This is a genomic window from Methanosarcina sp. KYL-1 (assembly GCF_024372725.1).
Lineage (GTDB): Archaea > Halobacteriota > Methanosarcinia > Methanosarcinales > Methanosarcinaceae > Methanosarcina.
In genome coordinates this window covers 114943-133997 of sequence record NZ_VOUA01000003.1, presented here as the reverse complement: position 1 = coordinate 133997, position 19055 = coordinate 114943, and the positions used below count along the sequence as shown (strand labels likewise).

Below are 19055 nucleotides of genomic sequence, written 5' to 3'. Positions count from 1 at the left end.
AATATTCACACAAAGAAAAATCTCAATCAGATCCGAACCCTGTTTGCGTCTGATGGGAGAAATAGAATGGGGGAATCAAAATTAGGTCAATTTTGAACCATATAGTGAATACTTTGATATTTTTGCTACTTTTGAGCATGGTCTCCTGCGCCGCTGCCTGGGCGCTGGAAGAAGATGCGCAAAAGAATGTAGCGGAAATAGCAGCAGGGGATGAAAACTTCAGCAAGCTCACGGAAGCTCTGAACGTCACGGGCCTGAATTCCACACTCAGTGAAGAAGGCCCCTACACGGTCTTTGCCCCGACGAATGAGGCTTTTGAAGCTCTACCCGAAGGGACGCTGGAAGCCCTCCTCAACGATACAGAAACCCTGAGTGGAATCCTTCTGAACCACGTTGTTGAGGGTAACCTGACAGAAGAAAACCTGAGCAACCAGACAAACGTCACGACCATCCAGGGGACCACCTTCCCGATAACAGTGACTGAAACCGGGCTTATGGTGGGAGATGCGAATCTCACCGAAACGGACATCTTTGCCAACAACGGGGTCATCCATGTGATAGATGCCGTGCTTCTCCCGCCGGAAGAAGGGCCTGAGGAGCTTTATAACGACACCGTAACCCTTATCCCGGGCAACTTCACCTTCGTTCCCAGCAACAACGCCACTGCAAGCTATGAGATCGACAACTTCACGGACCTGGGAGCCCTCGTAGCAACAGGCCTTGATTTCAAGGTATCCGAAATGGGGAAAATGGCCGGGAATGGAAACGGAAACATGACAGAGAAATCCCTCATACTTGAGAGTATAGATGGGATACAAAACGACAATGCAACCCAGGAGAAATGGTTCATTCTGATAAACGGCGAAACGGCTCCTGAGGATATCGGCATGAACCCTGTGCTTGCCGGCGACAACGTCAGTTTCCTGTACGCCCTTGAAGAAGGAGGAGAACCTGTACTCGAGGAAGCAAAATTTGTTGTAAATATATTGGTTGCAGAAGAAGCTGCAGTTCCGGACATCATCGACACGGCAGAAGCTGACGGGAACTTCACGGCACTCCTGGCAGCGCTTGATGCTGCAAACCTGACAGATACCCTGAGAGAAGAAGGACCATACACGGTATTTGCCCCGACGGATGATGCATTTGAGGCCCTGCCGAATGAGACCATCGACGCCATCGTCAATGACCCGAATATGCTGACAAACATCTTGCTCTATCACGTAGCCCCTGGTGAACTGATGGAAGCAGATGTGGTAAACCTGACAAGCATCACCACCCTCCAGGGAAGCCTGTTGCCTGTCAATGTCACGGAAGAAGGCATCTTTGTGGGGAACGCAAAGATCATACAGTCTGACATTGAAACCAGCAATGGGGTAATCCACGTCATTGACGCTGTGCTGACCCTGCCGGAGGAAGAAGGAGCTGAGGTGCTCTTTGACGACAACGTCACTCTCACCCCTGGCAACTTCACCTTCGTGCCTAGCAACAACGCCACTGCAAGCTACGAGATCGACAATTTCACCGACCTCGGAGCCCTGTATGCAAGCGAGCTTTCCTTCAATGCCTCGGATGAGGCGTTCGAAAGCACCGGAGGATTCCTCCTTGAGAGTATCGACGGGTTTGAAAACAGCCCCGAAACTTTTGAGGCCTGGTACATCTTCATAAACGGGGAACAGGCTCCCGAGGCTTTCGGACTGAACACCGTGGCTGCCGGAGATACTGTGAGCTTCTGGTACACTCTTGAAGAAGGAGGGGAACCGGTACTTGAAGAAACGAAATACCTCGTGAACATCACAGTCGCAGAAGAGCCGATCCCGCCGGAAGAACCTCCTGTGGAACTGGTGGACATAATCGAAACAGCCAACGAGACCGGGAACTTCACAGCGCTTCTGGGAGCTATCGAGACTGCAAACCTGACAGAAACCCTGAAGGGAGAAGGACCGTACACGGTATTTGCCCCGACGGACGATGCATTTGCAGCACTGCCCAACGAAACCGTAGAAGCTCTCCAGAACGATACGGTGCTGAAAGACATCCTCCTGTACCACGTGGCTGAAGGAAAACTGATGGAAGCAGACCTCCAAAACGTGACAAACGTCACGACTCTCCAGGGAAGCAACCTGACCGTCAATGCCACGGAAGAAGGCATCTTTGTGGGAGATGCAAAGATCATAATAGCTGACATTGAAACCAGCAACGGGGTCATTCATGCCATTGACGCTGTGCTGATCCCGCCGGAAGCACCTCCAGAGGAAATGGACATCATCGACACGGCAGAAGCTTACGGGAACTTCACGGCGCTTCTGGAGGCTCTCGAAACTGCAAACCTGACAGAGACCCTGAGGGGAGAAGGACCGTACACGGTATTTGCCCCGACGGACGATGCATTTGCAGCCCTGCCCAACGAGACCATAGCAGCCCTCCAGAACGACACGGAGATGCTGACTGAAATCCTCCTGTACCATGTGGCTGAAGAGAAACTGATGGAAGTGGACCTGCAAAACGTGACGAATGTCACGACTCTCCAGGGAAGCAACCAGACTGTCAACGTCACGGAAGAAGGCATCTTTATAGGAGATGCAAAGATCATCGTAGCAGACATTGAAGCCAGCAACGGGGTCATTCATGCAATTGACGCTGTGCTGATCCCGCCGGAAGAACCTCCTGTGGAACTGGTGGACATAATCGAAACAGCCAACGAGACCGGGAACTTCACAGCGCTTCTGGGAGCTATCGAGACTGCAAACCTGACAGAAACCCTGAAGGGAGAAGGACCGTACACGGTATTTGCCCCGACGGACGATGCATTTGCAGCACTGCCCAACGAAACCGTAGAAGCTCTCCAGAACGATACGGTGCTGAAAGACATCCTCCTGTACCACGTGGCTGAAGGAAAACTGATGGAAGCAGACCTCCAAAACGTGACAAACGTCACGACTCTCCAGGGAAGCAACCTGACCGTCAATGCCACGGAAGAAGGCATCTTTGTGGGAGATGCAAAGATCATAATAGCTGACATTGAAACCAGCAACGGGGTCATTCATGCCATTGACGCTGTGCTGATCCCGCCGGAAGCACCTCCAGAGGAAATGGACATCATCGACACGGCAGAAGCTTACGGGAACTTCACGGCGCTTCTGGAGGCTCTCGAAACTGCAAACCTGACAGAGACCCTGAGGGGAGAAGGACCGTACACGGTATTTGCCCCGACGGACGATGCATTTGCAGCCCTGCCCAACGAGACCATAGCAGCCCTCCAGAACGACACGGAGATGCTGACTGAAATCCTCCTGTACCATGTGGCTGAAGAGAAACTGATGGAAGTGGACCTGCAAAACGTGACGAATGTCACGACTCTCCAGGGAAGCAACCAGACTGTCAACGTCACGGAAGAAGGCATCTTTATAGGAGATGCAAAGATCATCGTAGCAGACATTGAAGCCAGCAACGGGGTCATTCATGCAATTGATGCTGTACTGATCCCGCCGGAAGAGCCGCCAACAACATGGTACTTCTTCTCGATCCCATTCGAGGCAGAGGATACGAGTGTCGATTCCCTGCTTGCAGGCGTGGACTTCAATGCCCTGATCTACTATAACAGTTCGAGCATGCTCTATGAAGATGTCCTGTACATCGAACCCCTGAAGGGATACTGGATCAACATCCCGCCAGAAACCGAATTCAACGCCTCCGAACAGTTCTCTTCCGCTGCGAAGAAAGTTGCTGCAGTCCCGCCAAGCATGAAACTGTACCCTGGCTGGAACGCCGTCGGATCACCTTCGGAGTACAACCTGACTGCCGATACCACGTTCATAACCATCAACGACTCCTATGTAAAGGTCATCGGCCCCTGGGTCCCTGACGAGACCGGCTACGGTTCGTATGCATTTGTGGGCTACAACGGCCTGACCGGGGAGCTTAACGGGAACCAGGTAGGGACAGACATCTTTGAAGTGAAACCTTACGACGGGTACTGGGTATACGTGAAGGAGGAAACCGTACTTGCCTGAGAGACATTTCCGGAGATATTCAAAAAATCGAAATATGGAATATAAAAAGTGAAAAAGAAAAGTGAAAAAGAAAAAAAGTAAAAAGTAAAAAACTGAAAGAGAAAAGTGAAAAAGAAAAGGGCAAATAACGGCTATTAAAGCCCTTAACTTTTTATTTACTTTTTAATTTTGTCCTGTTTTTCCTGCAATTGCACACGTCAATGCTTATATAGGGCTTCCCGATACATTCAGTACCATGCAGATATTGCAATCCACCCTTGCCGAAAGCCTGTCCTATATTGATGAAGATATAGGAAATGCTTTCCTCTGGTTATCTAACAACCTGGGCAGGATCATTTTCATCATTTTGGTAGCTGCAGGCACCATTATCGTTGCAAGGCTGGTAAACCATCTTATGGAGAGTTACTTCAAAAAAGCCAGTGATAGGCTTCATATGGACATCACGGCTTTTCGGATGTTGAGGCATATCACGGTTTCAGCAGTTTATTTCCTGGGCCTGATAACCATCATCTTCAGCATCCCTGACCTCAGAAGCCTTTCTGTCGCTCTCTTTACAGGGGCGGGGGTTGCGGGTATCATCATAGGTTTTGCCGCCCAGAACACCCTGAGCAATATCATTGCAGGGCTTTCCCTTGCTATTTTCCAGCCCTTCAGGGTAGGAGACCGGCTTAACATCATGAACGAGTACGGGAAAGTCACTGACCTGAACCTCAGGCATACGGTAATCACCACATGGGACAACCGGCGCCTGATCATCCCCAACTCGATCATAAGCAACGAGTCCATAATTAACTGGACCATCGAGGACCCGGCGATTATCTGGTCCGTGAATGTGGGGATCAGCTACGACTCCGACATTGACCAGGCAAGGAAGATAATGATCGAGGAAGCTAGAAAACACCCAAATGTCATGCCCCCACAGAACATAGAATACAGCGTGATAAAGCCAGGCATCCTGAAATCCGATACCCTTAAATCGGGGCTCCTGGACTTTCCCACGCTGCACGCGGTGGACCCGGACTTCAGGGAAAGAGGAGAAGTCGAAGTATACGTCACTGAACTCGGGGATTTCGCAGTGAACATGAGGCTGCTCGTCTGGTTCAGGGACCGGAGTGTTGCATACAGTTCAGGATGCGAACTCAGGGAAGCAATCAAAAAACGCTTTGATGAAGAAGGCATCGAGATCCCCTTCCCCTACAGGACAATCGTGTACAAAAAAGATATTAACGCGGAAAAACCCGCCTCTGAATAATTTTCTTCAGGAAAAGAAGACTAATGGGAAATACGGGAAAATAAGTATATTAAAAGACTTTCAAAAGATGAAAGGGCTTTCAAAGCTCCCTTTCATCGATCACTCTTTTTGTCTTTTTCATGCTGCGGGGAAGTTCCCCGAGTTTTACACCTTCAATATCCACGGTTACCCCGATAAAGTCCTTGAAAGCTTTTCCCAGGGCTTTTTCGGTTTTTCCTTTTCTTACGGGGTCTTCGGCCCCTTCGATCTCGACTTTGAAGAGCATGCTGTCCCTGCCGTCCCTGCGGGTAAGGAGGATCTGGTATTCGCTGCTTACTCCGGGGACCCTGTGGATGATGTCTTCGATCTGCCCGGGATAGATGTTTACGGCCTTGAACTTGATGCGGTCGTCAGACCTTCCGAGGATCCGGTCGATTCTCGGGAAGGGGCAGCCGCAGGGGCAGGAGCCCGGGATTATGCGGGTCAGGTCCCTTGTCCTGTAGCGGATAAGGGGTGCGCCTTCTTTTGTGAGTGTGGTGATCACCAGTTCCCCGAGCGTGCCTTCGGGGAGCTGTTCTCCCGTAATCGGGTCAATGATCTCGAAGAGCAGGTGGTCGGACCAGTAGTGCATTCCCTCATGGCAGGAGCAGTCCAGGGCAATCCCGGGCCCGTAGATTTCAGTCAGCCCGTAGATGTCAAAAGTTTCGACTCCCAGCTCGGTTTCGATCCTGTTTCGCATCTTTTCACTCCAGCGCTCGGAACCCACGATCCCGATTTTCAGGTGGATCCTGTCCTTTAAGCCTCGCTTTTCGATTTCCTCGGCCAGGAGAAGCGCGTAGGAAGAGGTGCTTGCAAGGGCTGTTGACTTCAGGTCGGTGAGCATCTCGAGCTGCTTTTCGGTGTTTCCGGGCCCTGTGGGAATAGCCATGGCCCCCAGGCGTTCGGCCCCGAGCTGGAACCCGATCCCTGCAGTCCAGAGCCCGTACCCGGGTGTGATCTGGATCCTGTCCATATTGGTCAGGCCTGCCATCATGTAGCAGCGCATCATCATCTCGGCCCAGGTGTCCACGTCTTTTCGCGTGTAAGGAATGATCACAGGCTTTCCGGTGGTCCCGGAAGAGGAATGGATCCTGACGACCTCGGGTTCAGGCACTGCCTGCAGTCCCAGGGGGTAGGCGTCTCTCAGCTCTTCCTTGTTCGTGAAGGGAAGATGTTTCAGGTCTTCGAGGGTCTCGATTTTCTCGATATCCACGTTTGCTTCCTTGAATTTCTTCTGGTAAAAGGGGCTGCCCTCAGCTACCCGCTTCAGCAGTGCCTTCAGTTTTGCAAGAGTATCTTCTTCCGAGAGTTCGGGATGGTAAAGCTGGGCATTGGGATCAAGTTCAGACTCCACGGATGCTTCATACATATCATTTCACCTTTAATCAAAGACCGGATAATTAAAGATCGGATAATCAAAGACCGGATATACGGTCCCTGGCAATTTCAAATGCTTTTCTGTTCACGGCCCTGTACTTTTCGGGAATTTCAGCTTCCAGCACTGCCTGCAGGGCTTCTTCCGAAAAAGGCAGTGTTCCTGCCCCGGCAGCTGCCCCAAGCATCGCGACGTTTGCGGCTTTATAGGTGCCCGCCTCTTCTGCAAGCTCTGTGAAATCGAGGCAGAGGAGGCCAGGACAGCTCGCTTTAAGGAAGGACAGCAGGGCTTCCGGGTCGTACTCGGGGCTTCCCGGCGGCTTTGAAGCCGGAGGGACTGCATGGGTGTTCACTATGGCTTTCCCGGCTTTTTTCAGGAAAGGAATGTTCCTTACGGTTTCTGCGGGTTCGAGGCCCAGCAGCAGGTCCGCCTGCCCGGCCGGGATAAGGGAACCCGAGACATCCTCTCCAATCCTTATATGGCTGCTCACGGAACCTTCCCGCTGGGACATTCCTATGGTCTCGGCCGTGCTAACGTGGTAGCCGGCTTTCATGGCTGCAAGCGCAAGCATGCGGGAGGCCAGCACAACCCCCTGCCCGCCTACGCCTGCAATGAGAATATCGTATTTCACCGCTTCACCTCCTGCTTTACTTCCTGCTTTACTTCCTGCTTTACTTCCTGCTTTATCCCTTCAACCCTGATAGCCCCCGAAGGGCAGATCTCAGCACAGAGCCCGCAGCCGCTGCAGCTGTTCTGGATTATAGGCTTATCTTCTCCTGCAGGAAGGGCCAGGGCAGGGCAGCCGAGCTGCTTTACACAGAAACCGCAACCTGTACAGGTTTCAGGGTCAATTGTGCAGCGAGAAACGGACTTTGTAATCCCCACGCACCTGCCTTTGAAAACCACAGCCGAAGGCCCTTCAAATTCCAGGGCTTCCCTTGCGGCTTCAATGCACGCGGCCAGGCTTTCGACGTCTACCGCCTTTACAAATTCGACCCCGCAGCTCCTGACCAGGGTTGCAATGTCAATGGCTTTTGAAGCACTCCCGAGGGCCGTAACCCCTATTCCCGGATGGGGCTGGTGCCCTGTCATGGCGGTGGTGCGGTTGTCCAGAACGGCAAGAGTGATGTTTGCCCCGTTGTAGACGGCGTTTACCACTGCAGGGATGCCGGAGTGGAAAAAGGTGGAGTCCCCGATGAAAGCGACATGCTTTGCCCCGGGGTTTGTGCGGGATAGCCCGCCTGCTATGCTCACGCCCGCTCCCATGCAGAGGCAGGTGTCCACCATGTTCAGGGGGTGGGCATTTCCGAGGGTGTAACAGCCGATGTCCCCGGAAAAAATCGTGTCAACTTCAGACTCTTTCTTGAACTGCTTTCCAGCCTGCTTAAAAGCATAAAATACGGTCCTGTGCATGCAGCCCGCACAGAGGGTCGGAGCCCGGACCGGGAGGGGCGGAAGCTCTTCCCTGGAGACGGCAGGAACCGCATGGGAAAGGCGGACGCTTTCTCCCAGCCTTTCAAGTACCCGGTTGATGCCATCGACCACCAGGTCCACGGAATATTCCCCACTGACAGGGAAAAAGCCGTTCTTTTTTCCGTAGACGTCCACAGGGAGATGGGCCTTTCCTATAAGCTGGAGGGCCTGCTCTTCCAGGTACGGGTCCAGTTCTTCGATAACTACCAGTTTTTCGATCCCCTTTAAGAAGGAAAGAGCCGCCTTTTCGGGGAAGGGGTAGACTGTCCCGACCCTGAAGAGGGTGAAAAGCTCTTCAAAACCCCGGACAGCTTCTACAGCTTCCTTTGCATAGAGGGCCGAGACCCCGGAAGCCATGATCCCGATTTTTCCGTTTCCGGATATTGAATTATAGGGGAGGCCGGAAAAGCGCTCCGAAAGCTGCACCTGCACGCCCTCGAGCCAGGGGTGCCTCTCAGCCGTAAGCCTGGGGAAAATGGTCCACCGCCTCTCCTTTACGAAGCCTTCCCAGTCTGCCTGAACAGGCAGGGGCTCTCCCTCAGCCACAGCCACATCCCCGCAGCCGTGGGAAACCCTTGTGGTGGTCCGGAGGATGACCGGGACTTCGAATTCGTGGGAAAGTTCGAAAGCCAGCTTTGTCAGCTCATAGGCTTCCTGAGGGCTTGCGGGGTCAAGGACCGGAATGTTTGCAAAATGCCCGAAAGCCCGCGTGTCCTGCTCGGTCTGGGAGGAATGGGGGCCCGGGTCGTCGGCGACCAGGAGGACAAGAGCTCCCTTTACCCCTATATAGGTAAGGCTCATCAGGGGGTCGGAAGCAACGTTCAGCCCCACCTGCTTCATGGTCACAAGTGCCTTTGCCCCGGAATAAGCTGCCCCCACAGCCGTTTCAAGCGCTACCTTTTCATTGCTGGACCACTCGGTGTAGATCCCGCAGCTGCCCGAATACCGGATGATGGTCTCCAGGGCCTCGGTGGACGGGGTCCCCGGGTATCCCGTCACGACCTGGACTCCGGCTTCTATGGCTCCAAGTGCAATGGCTTCATTTCCCATTAATAATTTTTTTTCATTCAAGTGCACTCATCTCATATCCTGGGTGATAAATTGGAAAAACTCGATAATTAAATCGAGAGGTTACTTCAGGACTAATCAAGTAGTTAATCAAAGGATTAATCGGGACTGATCAAGGAATTAATTGAGATTAATCAAGGAATTAATTGAGATTAATCAAGGAATTAATTGAGATTAATCAAGGAATTAATTGAGATTAATCAAGGAATTAATTGAGATTAATCAAGGGACTGATTTATAGTAAGCTCTACAATAAGGTCTAAAGTAAGGTTTAAAGTAAGCTCTAAAGAGAAACTGAAATTCCCGGAGCCTTACTTAAAGCTTTTTAAGACTCGGTAAATGCCTTTACAACAATTAAGTCTATACTGCACGGTTTTCGAAAATAATGCACAACTGTGTACAGCGTTGTTGAGACTAGTACGTGAAATTCCAATATAAAGCTTTTGATTTATCTACAGGGAGTTATAAACCGGTATTCCGCAAAAATAAGGCACATAATCCTTTTTAGACAGGGAAGAAACAAGCAGATAAAACGAGTGGAAAAAAATAGAGGGAAAAGAGAAAACTCAGCCCTTTGAAGCCCTGTCAAATGCTCTTTGCGGACCGAGACCCAATCTTCATTCACGTTCGGAATCACCTTCAAAAGTTCGGTGATCTGATGTCAGTCATTATTTCAGTCATCCTGACTCCCTGAGAAAAACAATGTTTGAAAAACCCCGAGCTATCACCGGTCGTGCTCGCACGACCGGCCTTTTCCAGAAAGTATATCAGTGTGACCAAAAAGGGTATTCAAATGACCAAAAAGGGTATTCAAATGACCAAAAAGGGCATTCAAATGACCAAAAACACAGATGGATACGGTCCCAGGTTTTAAGTCTGGCCTTTCAGGATAAAAAAGCAAAAAGCAAAAGTTTCACTAACGCACCCCGCTGCGAGCAACGAGGTTTTGTCAATCAATAAGGCTCTTCGTCATTCTCTATGGATTAGGTGATTTTCACTTCAAGCCCGTATTTGTTTTTGTGATGGCTTCACACACAAAACAACGAAGAGCCATCAATAATAATCTGATATGAAAGAAAACGGAGAAACTGCTTCCTGTACCTTTATCGAACTTTCAAATACTATTTATATCCAGTTTTCTCCCGAACATCACTGCAAACTGATAGTACTTATATATGCAGCTAACATCACAAAAACCTGCTTCTTTAAGCCAATCGAGCTGCTGGGCTAAGCTTGAATCCTTATCAAGTTTAACTCTTTCATAACCAGCCAGTATTTCTTCTTCGGACAAGCCGCTGCTTTCGATACGCTGTCTCCATGTTGTCTTATTCAGGTTTTCTATGAAAGGGGTTTCTCCATGTACCTGGTCAGCGTTAATAAAAACCCCGTTCTCTTTAAGTATGGAATAACTTTTACTGTAAAGTTCCTTTTTTTCTTCATCTTCCAGATGGTGGATAGATACGGCTGAAACTACCAGATCGTATTTTTCCACAAAATCATATTTTGAATAGTCTGCTGCGATGTATTTTACGTTAGAGTTATTTCCGAACCTTTCTTTTGCCACATCTAGCATCTTTTCCGATATATCAATAAGCGTAAATGATGCCCCCGGATATCTTTCCATTAGAAATGCCGATAGAAGGCCTGTTCCGGCACCTATATCCAGGATACTGGGATTTTCCGCATCTACTGACGCCACGGATACCGCTGTTCCATAAAAGTCATCGAAGCATGGTATAAACTTCTTTCTCTGTTCATCATACTTTTTTGAAATAGCATCAAACTTTCGTTGAATTTCGCTCATTTTTTTCCTCCGGGTTTTAGCACCAGGGACGGTTTCTTCTTTTCCTTCTTACTGCATTTTCCTTCTTACTGCATTTTCCTTCTTACTGCATTTTCCTTCTTACTGCATATGCCTTTATACCGCACATAATTAATTCATTATTGACCCCTGTTTTCCGTATCAGATATTTGTTTTCAACTATCCGATATTTGTTTTCAATTTCTCAAAGCTAATTCAGGTAGATTCTCTATAAAGCTCAAAAAATAATCTATTTATATTTCGCGGCATTGTTAGAAGCATGTATCTTGAAGATGAAGAGACAGTAAACGACGAAAAGAGCCGTGAATTTGGCGTATTGGGAGATGTTCTGCGGGAACTGCAAAGGGAAGAAATGGAAGAAACTGAGACGTGCCTGGTGGAAATCCAGGAAACCATAATTACACAAGACACGATGGAGATTCTGACAGAAATCAATGCAACATTAAAAGAGATCGCAGAGACGCAGAAGAGAATATTAGAAGAGATTAAAAAGAACGGGACAAAATAAAACCCCTAATATTCAAGCTTCCTTTTTTCCTTTTAGCTTTTTCCTTTTAGCTTTTTCCTGCACATCATCACCTTAAAAGTTTCGATGATTTTTTTCAGTCAACAGGACTCCACAGAAAATACGCGGCTTGCAGAACCCCGAGCTATCACCGGTCGTGAAAGCACGACCGGCCTTTTCCAGATTAAAAAAGAAGACAAAGAAAACAGATAAGTCAAAAAGTAAAGTGACAGAAAAAGTGACCGATAAACTGTTAAAGGGTGCAAACAAAGGAAAAACACATACTCCCTGAAAATACTCGTATTTAAGTCCAGTTTTTATGTCCAATTTTTATGTCCAATTTTTATGTCCAATTTTTATGTCCAGTTTTTTGGGGAGGCGCCGCCAGGCAAGCTGGCGGGGAGATTCCTCTCTCACCCAATATGAAAAAAGGTTTCCAGGGTAAAGGGAAGTATTTCACAGGCAAACTGGCGGGAGAACTTCTACATCGCCTGGACTGAAAAACGGTTTTCGGGATTAGGGGAAGTACTTCACAGGAAAACTGGCGGGGGAACTCTTTCATCGCCTGAAATGAAAAAGGTTTCCGAGATCAAGGGGAGTATTTCTCGAATCAGGTGGAGTAGAGGTGGAGTATTTCTGCCGAGTATTCAGACCCCTGTGATAGTATGAAAGTATATAATAAATACAGGCCAACTCAGCCGCTGGCTCAGTCGCTGTCATTGAGGGCGTTTCTGGCAGCACAGCTTTCGACGGATGCCCCGGCTACGGCTTTTGCGACTGCAGGGACCACGTGCAGGTCGAGGGCTCTCGGGATTATGTAGTTTTCGGAAAGTTCCGCTTCTTTTACGACGCCTGCAAGAGCATAGGCAGCAGCCATCTCCATTTCAGGAGTGATTGCGGTTGCGCAGGTGCTGAGGGCTCCTTTGAAGATTCCGGGGAAGCTCAGGCAGTTGTTGAGCTGGTTAGGGAAATCTGACCTGCCGGTTGCCACAATCCTGGCCCCTGCCCGCTTTGCGGCGTCAGGCATGATCTCGGGGATCGGGTTTGCCATGGCCATTACAATTGCATCTTTCGCCATGGACCGGACCATCTCCTCGCTGACAATGCCGCCTGCAGAAACCCCGATGAAGAGGTCGGTTCCCGGGAAAGCCTCGGCAAGGCCACCTTTGAGCTTTCCGGGATTGGTTATCCTGGCGATTTCCTCTTTTACGGGGTTCATGCCTTCCTCCCTTCCTTCATACACGAGGCCCCGGCTGTCGCAGGCAAGGACCTTTGCAGGGTCTGCCCCGGCCCGGACCAGGATCCTGAAAATCCCGACCCCTGCAGCCCCGAGCCCGGAGATGACGATATTCAGGTCCTCCAGGGCCTTTTTCACGATCTTGAGGGAGTTTAAGAGCCCGGCAAGTACCACCACGGCCGTCCCGTGCTGGTCGTCATGGATAAGGGGGATCTTGAGCTCTGCCCGCAGCCGGGTCTCGATCTCAAAACAGCGGGGGGCGCTGATGTCTTCCAGGTTGATGCCCCCGAAAGCCGGAGCCAGGTATTTGACTGCCTTGATTAGCTCTTCCGTGTCCTGGGTGTCCAGGCAGATGGGAAAGGCATCGATGTCCGCAAACTCCTTGAAGATAATGGCTTTGCCCTCCATTACCGGCAGGGCTGCGTGCGGCCCTATGTTCCCGAGCCCCAGCACCGCCGACCCGTCCGAGACAACGGCAACGGTATTCTTCTTCAGGGTATACAGGTAGGCAAAATCCGGGTTTTTGCTGATTTTCCGGCAAGGCTCGGCAACCCCGGGCGTGTAGGCAACACTCAGGTCGTGAATCGTACGCAGCCGGACCTTACTTGCCACCTCCAGCACCCCCCCGAGCGCCCTGTGCATGTCAAGCGATTCCTCATACAGCGAAGCATGAACTTCCTTGGCATCTCCCGAAACCCTCTCCTGACCAGAAACAGACCGCGTACCTCTAATCCCGATTCCCCCTTTGACCAGAATGATTGCACCTTATTGTGAAGTTTACTTCGGCACCTGAATACAGTACATAATACGGCACCTGAAAATGGCACCTGAAAAGGCACCTGAAAAGGCACCTGAAATTATACTATTTGCTACATACAGTTTGTTCAAAATCCTAAATAAAGCCGCTGATACGGAAGCTTGATGGTCGGCCCGCAAAAACAGCTGACTCCAGAAACAGATATATCCCTTCCGGGAAAAATTACCAGCATGGAAATAAAGGGAATAGCAAGCGAAGCCCTTGACTTTATCCTTGAAGCCAGCAAATCAATGGCCCCCCTGGAATTTGCCGGCCTTTTGCAGGCAAAAGACGGCATCATCACCGAAGTCCTGATCCTTCCGGGCACCGAATCCAGCGACCAGAACGCAGTCCTCAGGCTTTACATGATGCCGAACATGAAATCCGCAGGCTCGGTCCACAGCCACCCCGGCCCCAGCCGCAGGCCCTCGAGGGCTGACCTCCGTCTTTTTTCAAAAACTGGAAACTGCCACATCATCGTGGGCCGCCCTTATGACAGGCAGAGCTGGACCTGTTACGACAGGGGAGGAAACGTAAGAGAACTTCCGGTGGTGGACGTGGAGTTTGAGGACGAGTCCCTTTTTTGAAATATCTCCACTGAAAAAGTCTCCACTGAAAAAGTCTCCACTGAAAAAGTCCCCACTGAAAAAGTCCCCACTGAAAATGAACCCGCTGAAAATGAACCCGCTGAAAATGGCCCCACTGAAAAGTTTCGGTTGAAAATGTAAAAAAAAGAGTGGAAAACAATCAAAATTAAACATATCTGCACATATATATACATACAGATCCCTTATAAGAGCTTATTTTTCGGTTTTTCCTTTAATTTCATAGGCACTTTTATATAATATGGCTGTAAAGTAAGTGCATTGAAAATAAAGAGACGTATAAAGGTCTGTTATTAAAAACCGATTTTTGTTTTTAATCCAAGGGTTCTATACAATCTTGTTTTTAATCTATTGACTATCCGCTAAAGCGGAGGTGAAACGAAAATGGCTTTTAATGACAGAAATTTCAGGGGAAATTCCGGAGGTTTCCGCGGTAACAGCGGACCAAGGGAAATGACAAAAGTAACCTGTTCTGACTGCGGTGTTGAGACCGAAGTACCGTTCAAACCCACCGAAGGCAGGCCAGTATACTGCAGGGAATGTCTTCCTAACCACAGGAAATTCTAAAGATTATCTGCATCGGGTGTTAATTTTGTAATTAAGTTTACATTAACGCCTGGTTCATCTTTTCTTTTTGTTTTTTTGGTTTATTCTCTTTGTTTCTTTACTTCTTTCCACCTCGTGAAGCAGGAAAAAGTAAGAACAAAAAGGCACCGAGAATGAGAACCTGTACGAATTATTCAATATTGAATTTATAAAAATAAAAATCCATCAAAATCCATCAAGGAGGAATTAACCTGGCTAACTACAGAAGCACTGTTAGAAAAAGAAGATTAGGATCCGCAAGACCGGTAAACTCAGGAGACACCCCTGAAGTAAGCAGGGTACGAACCCCCCGCAAGGACAGAAATGAAGTCCTGGCAACGGTTGCAGCTTTACTCGGCTCGAAAAGGGTAACACTTCAGTGTATGGACGGCGTTGTCCGCATGGGCCGGATCCCGGGATCCAAAAATAAGAAGATGTGGATCCGCGAAGGCGACGTTGTCATAGCCAACCCCTGGGAAGTCCAGGACTCCAAAGCAGACGTAACCTGGAAATACACAAGGCCCCAGGTTGAATGGCTTGAAAGAAAAGGCTACCTCAAGTGCTGATTTAAAGGTATCTGAAATAAAGATACCTGAGAAAGGTATCTAAATAAAGATACCTGATAAAAGTATCCGAAATAGAGATACCTGAGAAAGGTATCCGAAATAGAGATACCTGAGAAAGGTATCCGAAATAAAAGTATCAGAAATAGAGATACCTGAAAAAGATGCCTGAGAAGGTATCCGAAATAAAAGTATCAGAAATAGAGATGCCTGAGAAAGGTATCTAAAATAAAGGTATCAGAAATAGAGATGCCTGAGAAAGGTATCTAAAATAAAGGTATCAGAAATAGAGATGCCTGAGAAAGGTATCTAAAATAAAGGTGTCTGAAAAAGATGCCTGTAATCCATATTTTGCTTTTCTGCAGGTGTGCGTCTATGTTGATGCGGGCAAGGTTATATAGACGATAACTTATTTATATATTTCAGATGATTCCTTCTGTATGAAAAATTATGACCCGGTGAAAGTTGGCTATGCCGTCATAATTATCCTCGTTTCATTGTACGCATTATACATTACATCCGCTTTTTTCTATGTGCTTATCCTGAGTGGCCTTTTCGCGTACATTATCCATCCTGCTTACGCTTTTTCCCTGAAGTTCGTGAAGAACAGGCAAATTTCCGCTTTAATCCCCCTTGTCACGATCTTTCTTTTTGCCACTTTCTTTACCATCAGCACGGCCGGGATTTTGCTGAATGAGGTATCAAAACTTCTGGAAATTCCCAACACAATAAACGGGTTTGTAAGCATGGACCTCCGGCAGATTATCGGGATTTTCGAACCTTTTATTTCGACCTCCCCGGGAGAGTTGACCCGAAACATAGGCTCATCCCTGAACACCCTGGTTACGGACCATGCCCCGGAAATCCAGGGCATCGTACTGCAGGTTTCATCGGATCTGACGATCTTCACGGTCGAACTTGTCGTGGTCGTCATCCTGACGTACTACCTGCTGGTAGAAAGCTCAAACATTGCTGCGGAACTCCCTAACCTTTTCCCTGACAAAAAAGTCGGGACAATTTTCCTTACCGAGCTCAACCACATTTACCACAACCTCTTCAATGTCTACTTCTTAACCTGTCTCCTGACCGGCGTCTTCGGAGGAATCCTCTACTGGCTTCTGGGCGTCCCCTATCCAATCATCTGGGGGATCCTGACTTTCGTCCTGGCACTTCTCCCCGTGGTCGGTGCAGGGACGGTCTTCGGGCTCCTTGCCCTCTACTATGCCCTCCTGCAGGAGTTCTTCACCGCAGCAGCCCTGCTCGTCTTCGGCACCCTTTTCCTGAGCATCGTCCCGGACTTCATCATCAGGCCGAGACTTGCCAAAAAAAGCAAGGCAGCAATCCACCCCGCAATCACCCTCGTAGCCTTTGCAGCCCCCCTCTTCGTGCTCGGCCCCGTGGGGATCATCATCGGGCCGCTGACCTACGGTTTTTTGCTTGCGGCCTACAGGGCGAGGAAAATAGTGCTTGAAGGTGAAAGGGCTGACGGTGAAATGGTTGAAGATGAAATGGTTGAAGATGAAAAGTCTGGGGACGAAAGGTTTGGTGATGAAAGAGTTGGGGGTAAAAGCTTTTCAGAAATGATTTCAGAAACGGTTTCCGCGGAAGATTCAAGGGGCGATTCCATGGGAGAGTCAATTGATTCCGGGTTTGCCAATTAAAATGGGGTTTGAGATAGGGATTTGAGGAAAAGTTAGCTGGCTTTTACACCTTTCATTATAATTAACTTTTATATCTTTCATTATAACCTGGATTGAAATGAAATCAGGGCATTTTTTTCATTATAGCCCGGCATATCTAATCAACTTTCGTTTTATCAGGAAAATGTGGAAAAATATAAAGCAAGTTGTTTATATAAATGTAGGGAGTATAATCGAGATTGTATCTGAAACCGCGACCATTTATTCTGAAAATACCAGGGAAAATACGCATGAGTTTGAATGTGATCCCAAGTAATTATTTTGAATTAACAAGAGGGGAGGAAAGGGTTGCCAATAAAATCCGATCTTTATACCATAAAATTGACCGGGAGTGTTACCTGTACGTTCAGCCCAGGTTGAGGGAGTTAAATCCGGATTTCATTCTTATTGACAGTTATAAAGGCGTCTGTATCATTGAAGTAAAAGATTGGATCCTGAACCGCATGGAAAAGATGAACAGGGTAGAGGTTACTTTCAAGAGCGGAAAATGTGGGGAAAATCCTGTTGCAAAAACAAATGAGTATTTTAACTGCGCAAAAGACCTTTTCGAAAAATACCAGGTGCTTCTTGACGAGACCGGGGCGCTGAAGTTCAAGGTTTACTCCAGAGTAATTTTCACCAGTATTGACTCCGGGGAGATCGATGCTTCGGATCTCAATACCGTACTTTACCAGCCTCCTACCAGGTGTTTGACTTCTGACAGACTCAGAAACCTGGCCATTGAAGACCTGTTTGGCACGGAAACAAGCTATCTCGGCTCCGTTACAACTTCGGTTATCCGGGCGGCTCTTTTCCCTGAAATAAAAATACAGAGCAGGCAGCATCAGCTGCTTGAATTTGACGATGAACTTGCCGAGATAAGGAATACCATTAAGGCCCTTGATAGCGAGCAGGAAAAATTTGCCAAGAGAATCCCTTACGGGCATTACATGGTTAGCGGGGTTCCGGGAAGCGGAAAAACCGTGATACTGCTTGCAAGGGCCATTTTCCTTCTCAAGGAGCACCCGGACTGGAAAATCAAGATAATAACCTTCAACCGTTCCCTGGCAAACAGGATGAAGAACAGGTTCAAAGCCCTGTACAATGACCTTCACCTGATGGGGCTCCATTATGAAAACATATCAATTTCGACTTTTCACAAGCTGGCGATGGATACGGCATGTGTGGCTGCCCCCTTAAATCCGGGTCCCGATTTCTGGGAAAAAGAACTTCCCCAAAAAGCACTTGAAAAAGCCAGGCCAAAATACGATTCAATCCTCATAGACGAGTATCAGGACTTTTATGACGACTGGCTGAAACTCTGCCTGGCCCTCTGTAAAAAAAGGGAATACAACGGGATTGTAAGTGAAAACCTTTTCCTGGCCGGGGACAGGCTGCAGAGCATCTACAACCCAAACGAACATACCTGGAAAAGCCTTGGCGTAAATATTATGGGCAGGTCCAAACTCCTCAAGCACTCTTACAGGTCTGGAAAATCCCATATTGACCTTGCCCTGGATTTCCTGATGTCCGACGGTTCGATGAAAAGAGAGGTTGAAAAATTCTACGAGGGCCGGGAAGGCATAGAAAATGAACAGGCAAGTGAAAATTACATCGAGTTCCTTGAAGGAGACCGTGAAGCCATCAACGCCCTTTTAAACGAACTGCTCCTCGAACTGAAGTACGACCCCGAAGAAGTCCTGGTCCTGGTGCCCACCAATGCTGAAGCCGAACGTCTTTATTTCGGGCTCGACCCCTTCCTCAAATCAAAAAGCCTGGTAACGAAAGACATCGTCCCCGGAAAGGTGATAATAACTACCTACCACTCCTCCAAAGGGCTGGAATGCAAAGCCTGCGTCCTCATAAATGTCAACCGGATACGGGACAAAAAGCTGCTCTACGTAGGAATGACCAGGGCCTCCCAGAGGCTGTATATTCACGCCTCGGACTTTGAGTCCGAAAGCTTTGCAAGGCAATTGAAGTACGGGGAGTTTGAACAGGGAAATTCCTGAGTTTATTTTCCTGAATCGTCTTTCTTCAATTTGCTTCCCTGAGTCTGCTTTCTCA

General features: G+C 48.6%; 13 protein-coding genes. 8 read left to right on the top strand and 5 right to left on the bottom strand.

Translation table 11 applies throughout. The features are described 5' to 3' along the window. Positions 1-137 precede the first annotated feature (137 nt). Positions 138-4010: a fasciclin domain-containing protein gene (locus FTO70_RS04195; RefSeq protein ID WP_255334451.1), complete on the top strand. Its 3873-nt coding sequence runs from the start codon at positions 138-140 to the stop codon at positions 4008-4010. Between the two features lie 235 nt (positions 4011-4245). After that, the gene (locus FTO70_RS04190; RefSeq protein WP_255334450.1) at positions 4246-5262 is read left to right on the top strand and encodes a mechanosensitive ion channel family protein; all 1017 of its coding nucleotides are present in this window, start codon (positions 4246-4248) and stop codon (positions 5260-5262) included. A 79-nt stretch (positions 5263-5341) separates the two neighbouring features. Here the strand turns inward: FTO70_RS04190 and FTO70_RS04185 are convergent, their stop codons facing one another. From FTO70_RS04185 to FTO70_RS04170, 4 genes are all read right to left on the bottom strand, one after another. Continuing rightward, on the bottom strand, positions 5342-6649 hold the full coding sequence (locus FTO70_RS04185; RefSeq protein ID WP_255334449.1) for a phenylacetate--CoA ligase family protein: 1308 nt from the start codon (positions 6647-6649) through the stop codon (positions 5342-5344). Positions 6650-6695: 46 nt separating this feature from the next. Continuing rightward, positions 6696-7286, bottom strand: a complete 591-nt coding sequence (locus FTO70_RS04180; RefSeq protein WP_255334448.1) for an indolepyruvate oxidoreductase subunit beta — start codon at positions 7284-7286, stop codon at positions 6696-6698. Further along, entirely contained in the window at positions 7283-9205 is a 1923-nt protein-coding gene (iorA, locus tag FTO70_RS04175) for an indolepyruvate ferredoxin oxidoreductase subunit alpha (RefSeq protein ID WP_255334447.1), read from the bottom strand. Before iorA ends, FTO70_RS04180 begins: the two co-directional genes overlap by 4 nt. A gap of 1105 nt (positions 9206-10310) precedes the next feature. Then, complete coding sequence (locus tag FTO70_RS04170; RefSeq protein ID WP_255334446.1) at positions 10311-11000, bottom strand: class I SAM-dependent methyltransferase; 690 nt, start codon at positions 10998-11000, stop codon at positions 10311-10313. 277 nt (positions 11001-11277) lie between these two features. Between FTO70_RS04170 and FTO70_RS04165 the strand changes: the two genes are divergently transcribed. Further along, positions 11278-11526: a hypothetical protein gene (locus tag FTO70_RS04165; RefSeq protein WP_255334445.1), complete on the top strand. Its 249-nt coding sequence runs from the start codon at positions 11278-11280 to the stop codon at positions 11524-11526. A gap of 703 nt (positions 11527-12229) precedes the next feature. Here the strand turns inward: FTO70_RS04165 and FTO70_RS04160 are convergent. Continuing rightward, positions 12230-13402, bottom strand: a complete 1173-nt coding sequence (locus FTO70_RS04160) for an NADP-dependent malic enzyme (protein ID WP_255334444.1) — start codon at positions 13400-13402, stop codon at positions 12230-12232. 345 nt (positions 13403-13747) lie between these two features. Here FTO70_RS04160 and FTO70_RS04155 point away from each other — a divergent pair, with 345 nt between their 5' ends. The 5 genes from FTO70_RS04155 to FTO70_RS04135 all read left to right on the top strand — a co-directional run bounded on the left by FTO70_RS04155 (position 13748) and on the right by FTO70_RS04135 (position 19000). After that, entirely contained in the window at positions 13748-14143 is a 396-nt protein-coding gene (locus tag FTO70_RS04155) for a Mov34/MPN/PAD-1 family protein (RefSeq protein ID WP_255334443.1), read from the top strand. Between the two features lie 402 nt (positions 14144-14545). Beyond that, positions 14546-14728, top strand: a complete 183-nt coding sequence (locus FTO70_RS04150) for a CxxC-x17-CxxC domain-containing protein (RefSeq protein WP_048134822.1) — start codon at positions 14546-14548, stop codon at positions 14726-14728. A 230-nt stretch (positions 14729-14958) separates the two neighbouring features. Next, on the top strand, positions 14959-15312 hold the full coding sequence (gene eif1A / locus FTO70_RS04145) for a translation initiation factor eIF-1A (protein WP_255334568.1): 354 nt from the start codon (positions 14959-14961) through the stop codon (positions 15310-15312). 437 nt (positions 15313-15749) lie between these two features. Continuing rightward, positions 15750-16970, top strand: coding sequence for an AI-2E family transporter (locus tag FTO70_RS04140; RefSeq protein WP_255334442.1), 1221 nt, complete (start codon positions 15750-15752; stop codon positions 16968-16970). Between the two features lie 269 nt (positions 16971-17239). Next, positions 17240-19000, top strand: a complete 1761-nt coding sequence (locus FTO70_RS04135; RefSeq protein WP_255334441.1) for a nuclease-related domain-containing DEAD/DEAH box helicase — start codon at positions 17240-17242, stop codon at positions 18998-19000. Positions 19001-19055 lie beyond the last annotated feature (55 nt).

Excerpts from the sequence above, each read along its gene's own strand:
- FTO70_RS04135 (WP_255334441.1), top strand. The coding sequence starts at position 17,240 with ATGAGTTTGAATGTGATCCCAAGTAATTATTTTGAATTAACAAGAGGG.
- FTO70_RS04185 (WP_255334449.1), bottom strand. The coding sequence starts at position 6,649 with ATGTATGAAGCATCCGTGGAGTCTGAACTTGATCCCAATGCCCAGCTT.
- FTO70_RS04160 (WP_255334444.1), bottom strand. The coding sequence starts at position 13,402 with ATGCACAGGGCGCTCGGGGGGGTGCTGGAGGTGGCAAGTAAGGTCCGG.
- FTO70_RS04155 (WP_255334443.1), top strand. The coding sequence starts at position 13,748 with ATGGAAATAAAGGGAATAGCAAGCGAAGCCCTTGACTTTATCCTTGAA.
- FTO70_RS04150 (WP_048134822.1), top strand. The coding sequence starts at position 14,546 with ATGGCTTTTAATGACAGAAATTTCAGGGGAAATTCCGGAGGTTTCCGC.
- FTO70_RS04165 (WP_255334445.1), top strand. The coding sequence starts at position 11,278 with ATGTATCTTGAAGATGAAGAGACAGTAAACGACGAAAAGAGCCGTGAA.
- FTO70_RS04190 (WP_255334450.1), top strand. The coding sequence starts at position 4,246 with ATGCAGATATTGCAATCCACCCTTGCCGAAAGCCTGTCCTATATTGAT.
- FTO70_RS04170 (WP_255334446.1), bottom strand. The coding sequence starts at position 11,000 with ATGAGCGAAATTCAACGAAAGTTTGATGCTATTTCAAAAAAGTATGAT.
- FTO70_RS04140 (WP_255334442.1), top strand. The coding sequence starts at position 15,750 with ATGAAAAATTATGACCCGGTGAAAGTTGGCTATGCCGTCATAATTATC.
- FTO70_RS04195 (WP_255334451.1), top strand. The coding sequence starts at position 138 with ATGGTCTCCTGCGCCGCTGCCTGGGCGCTGGAAGAAGATGCGCAAAAG.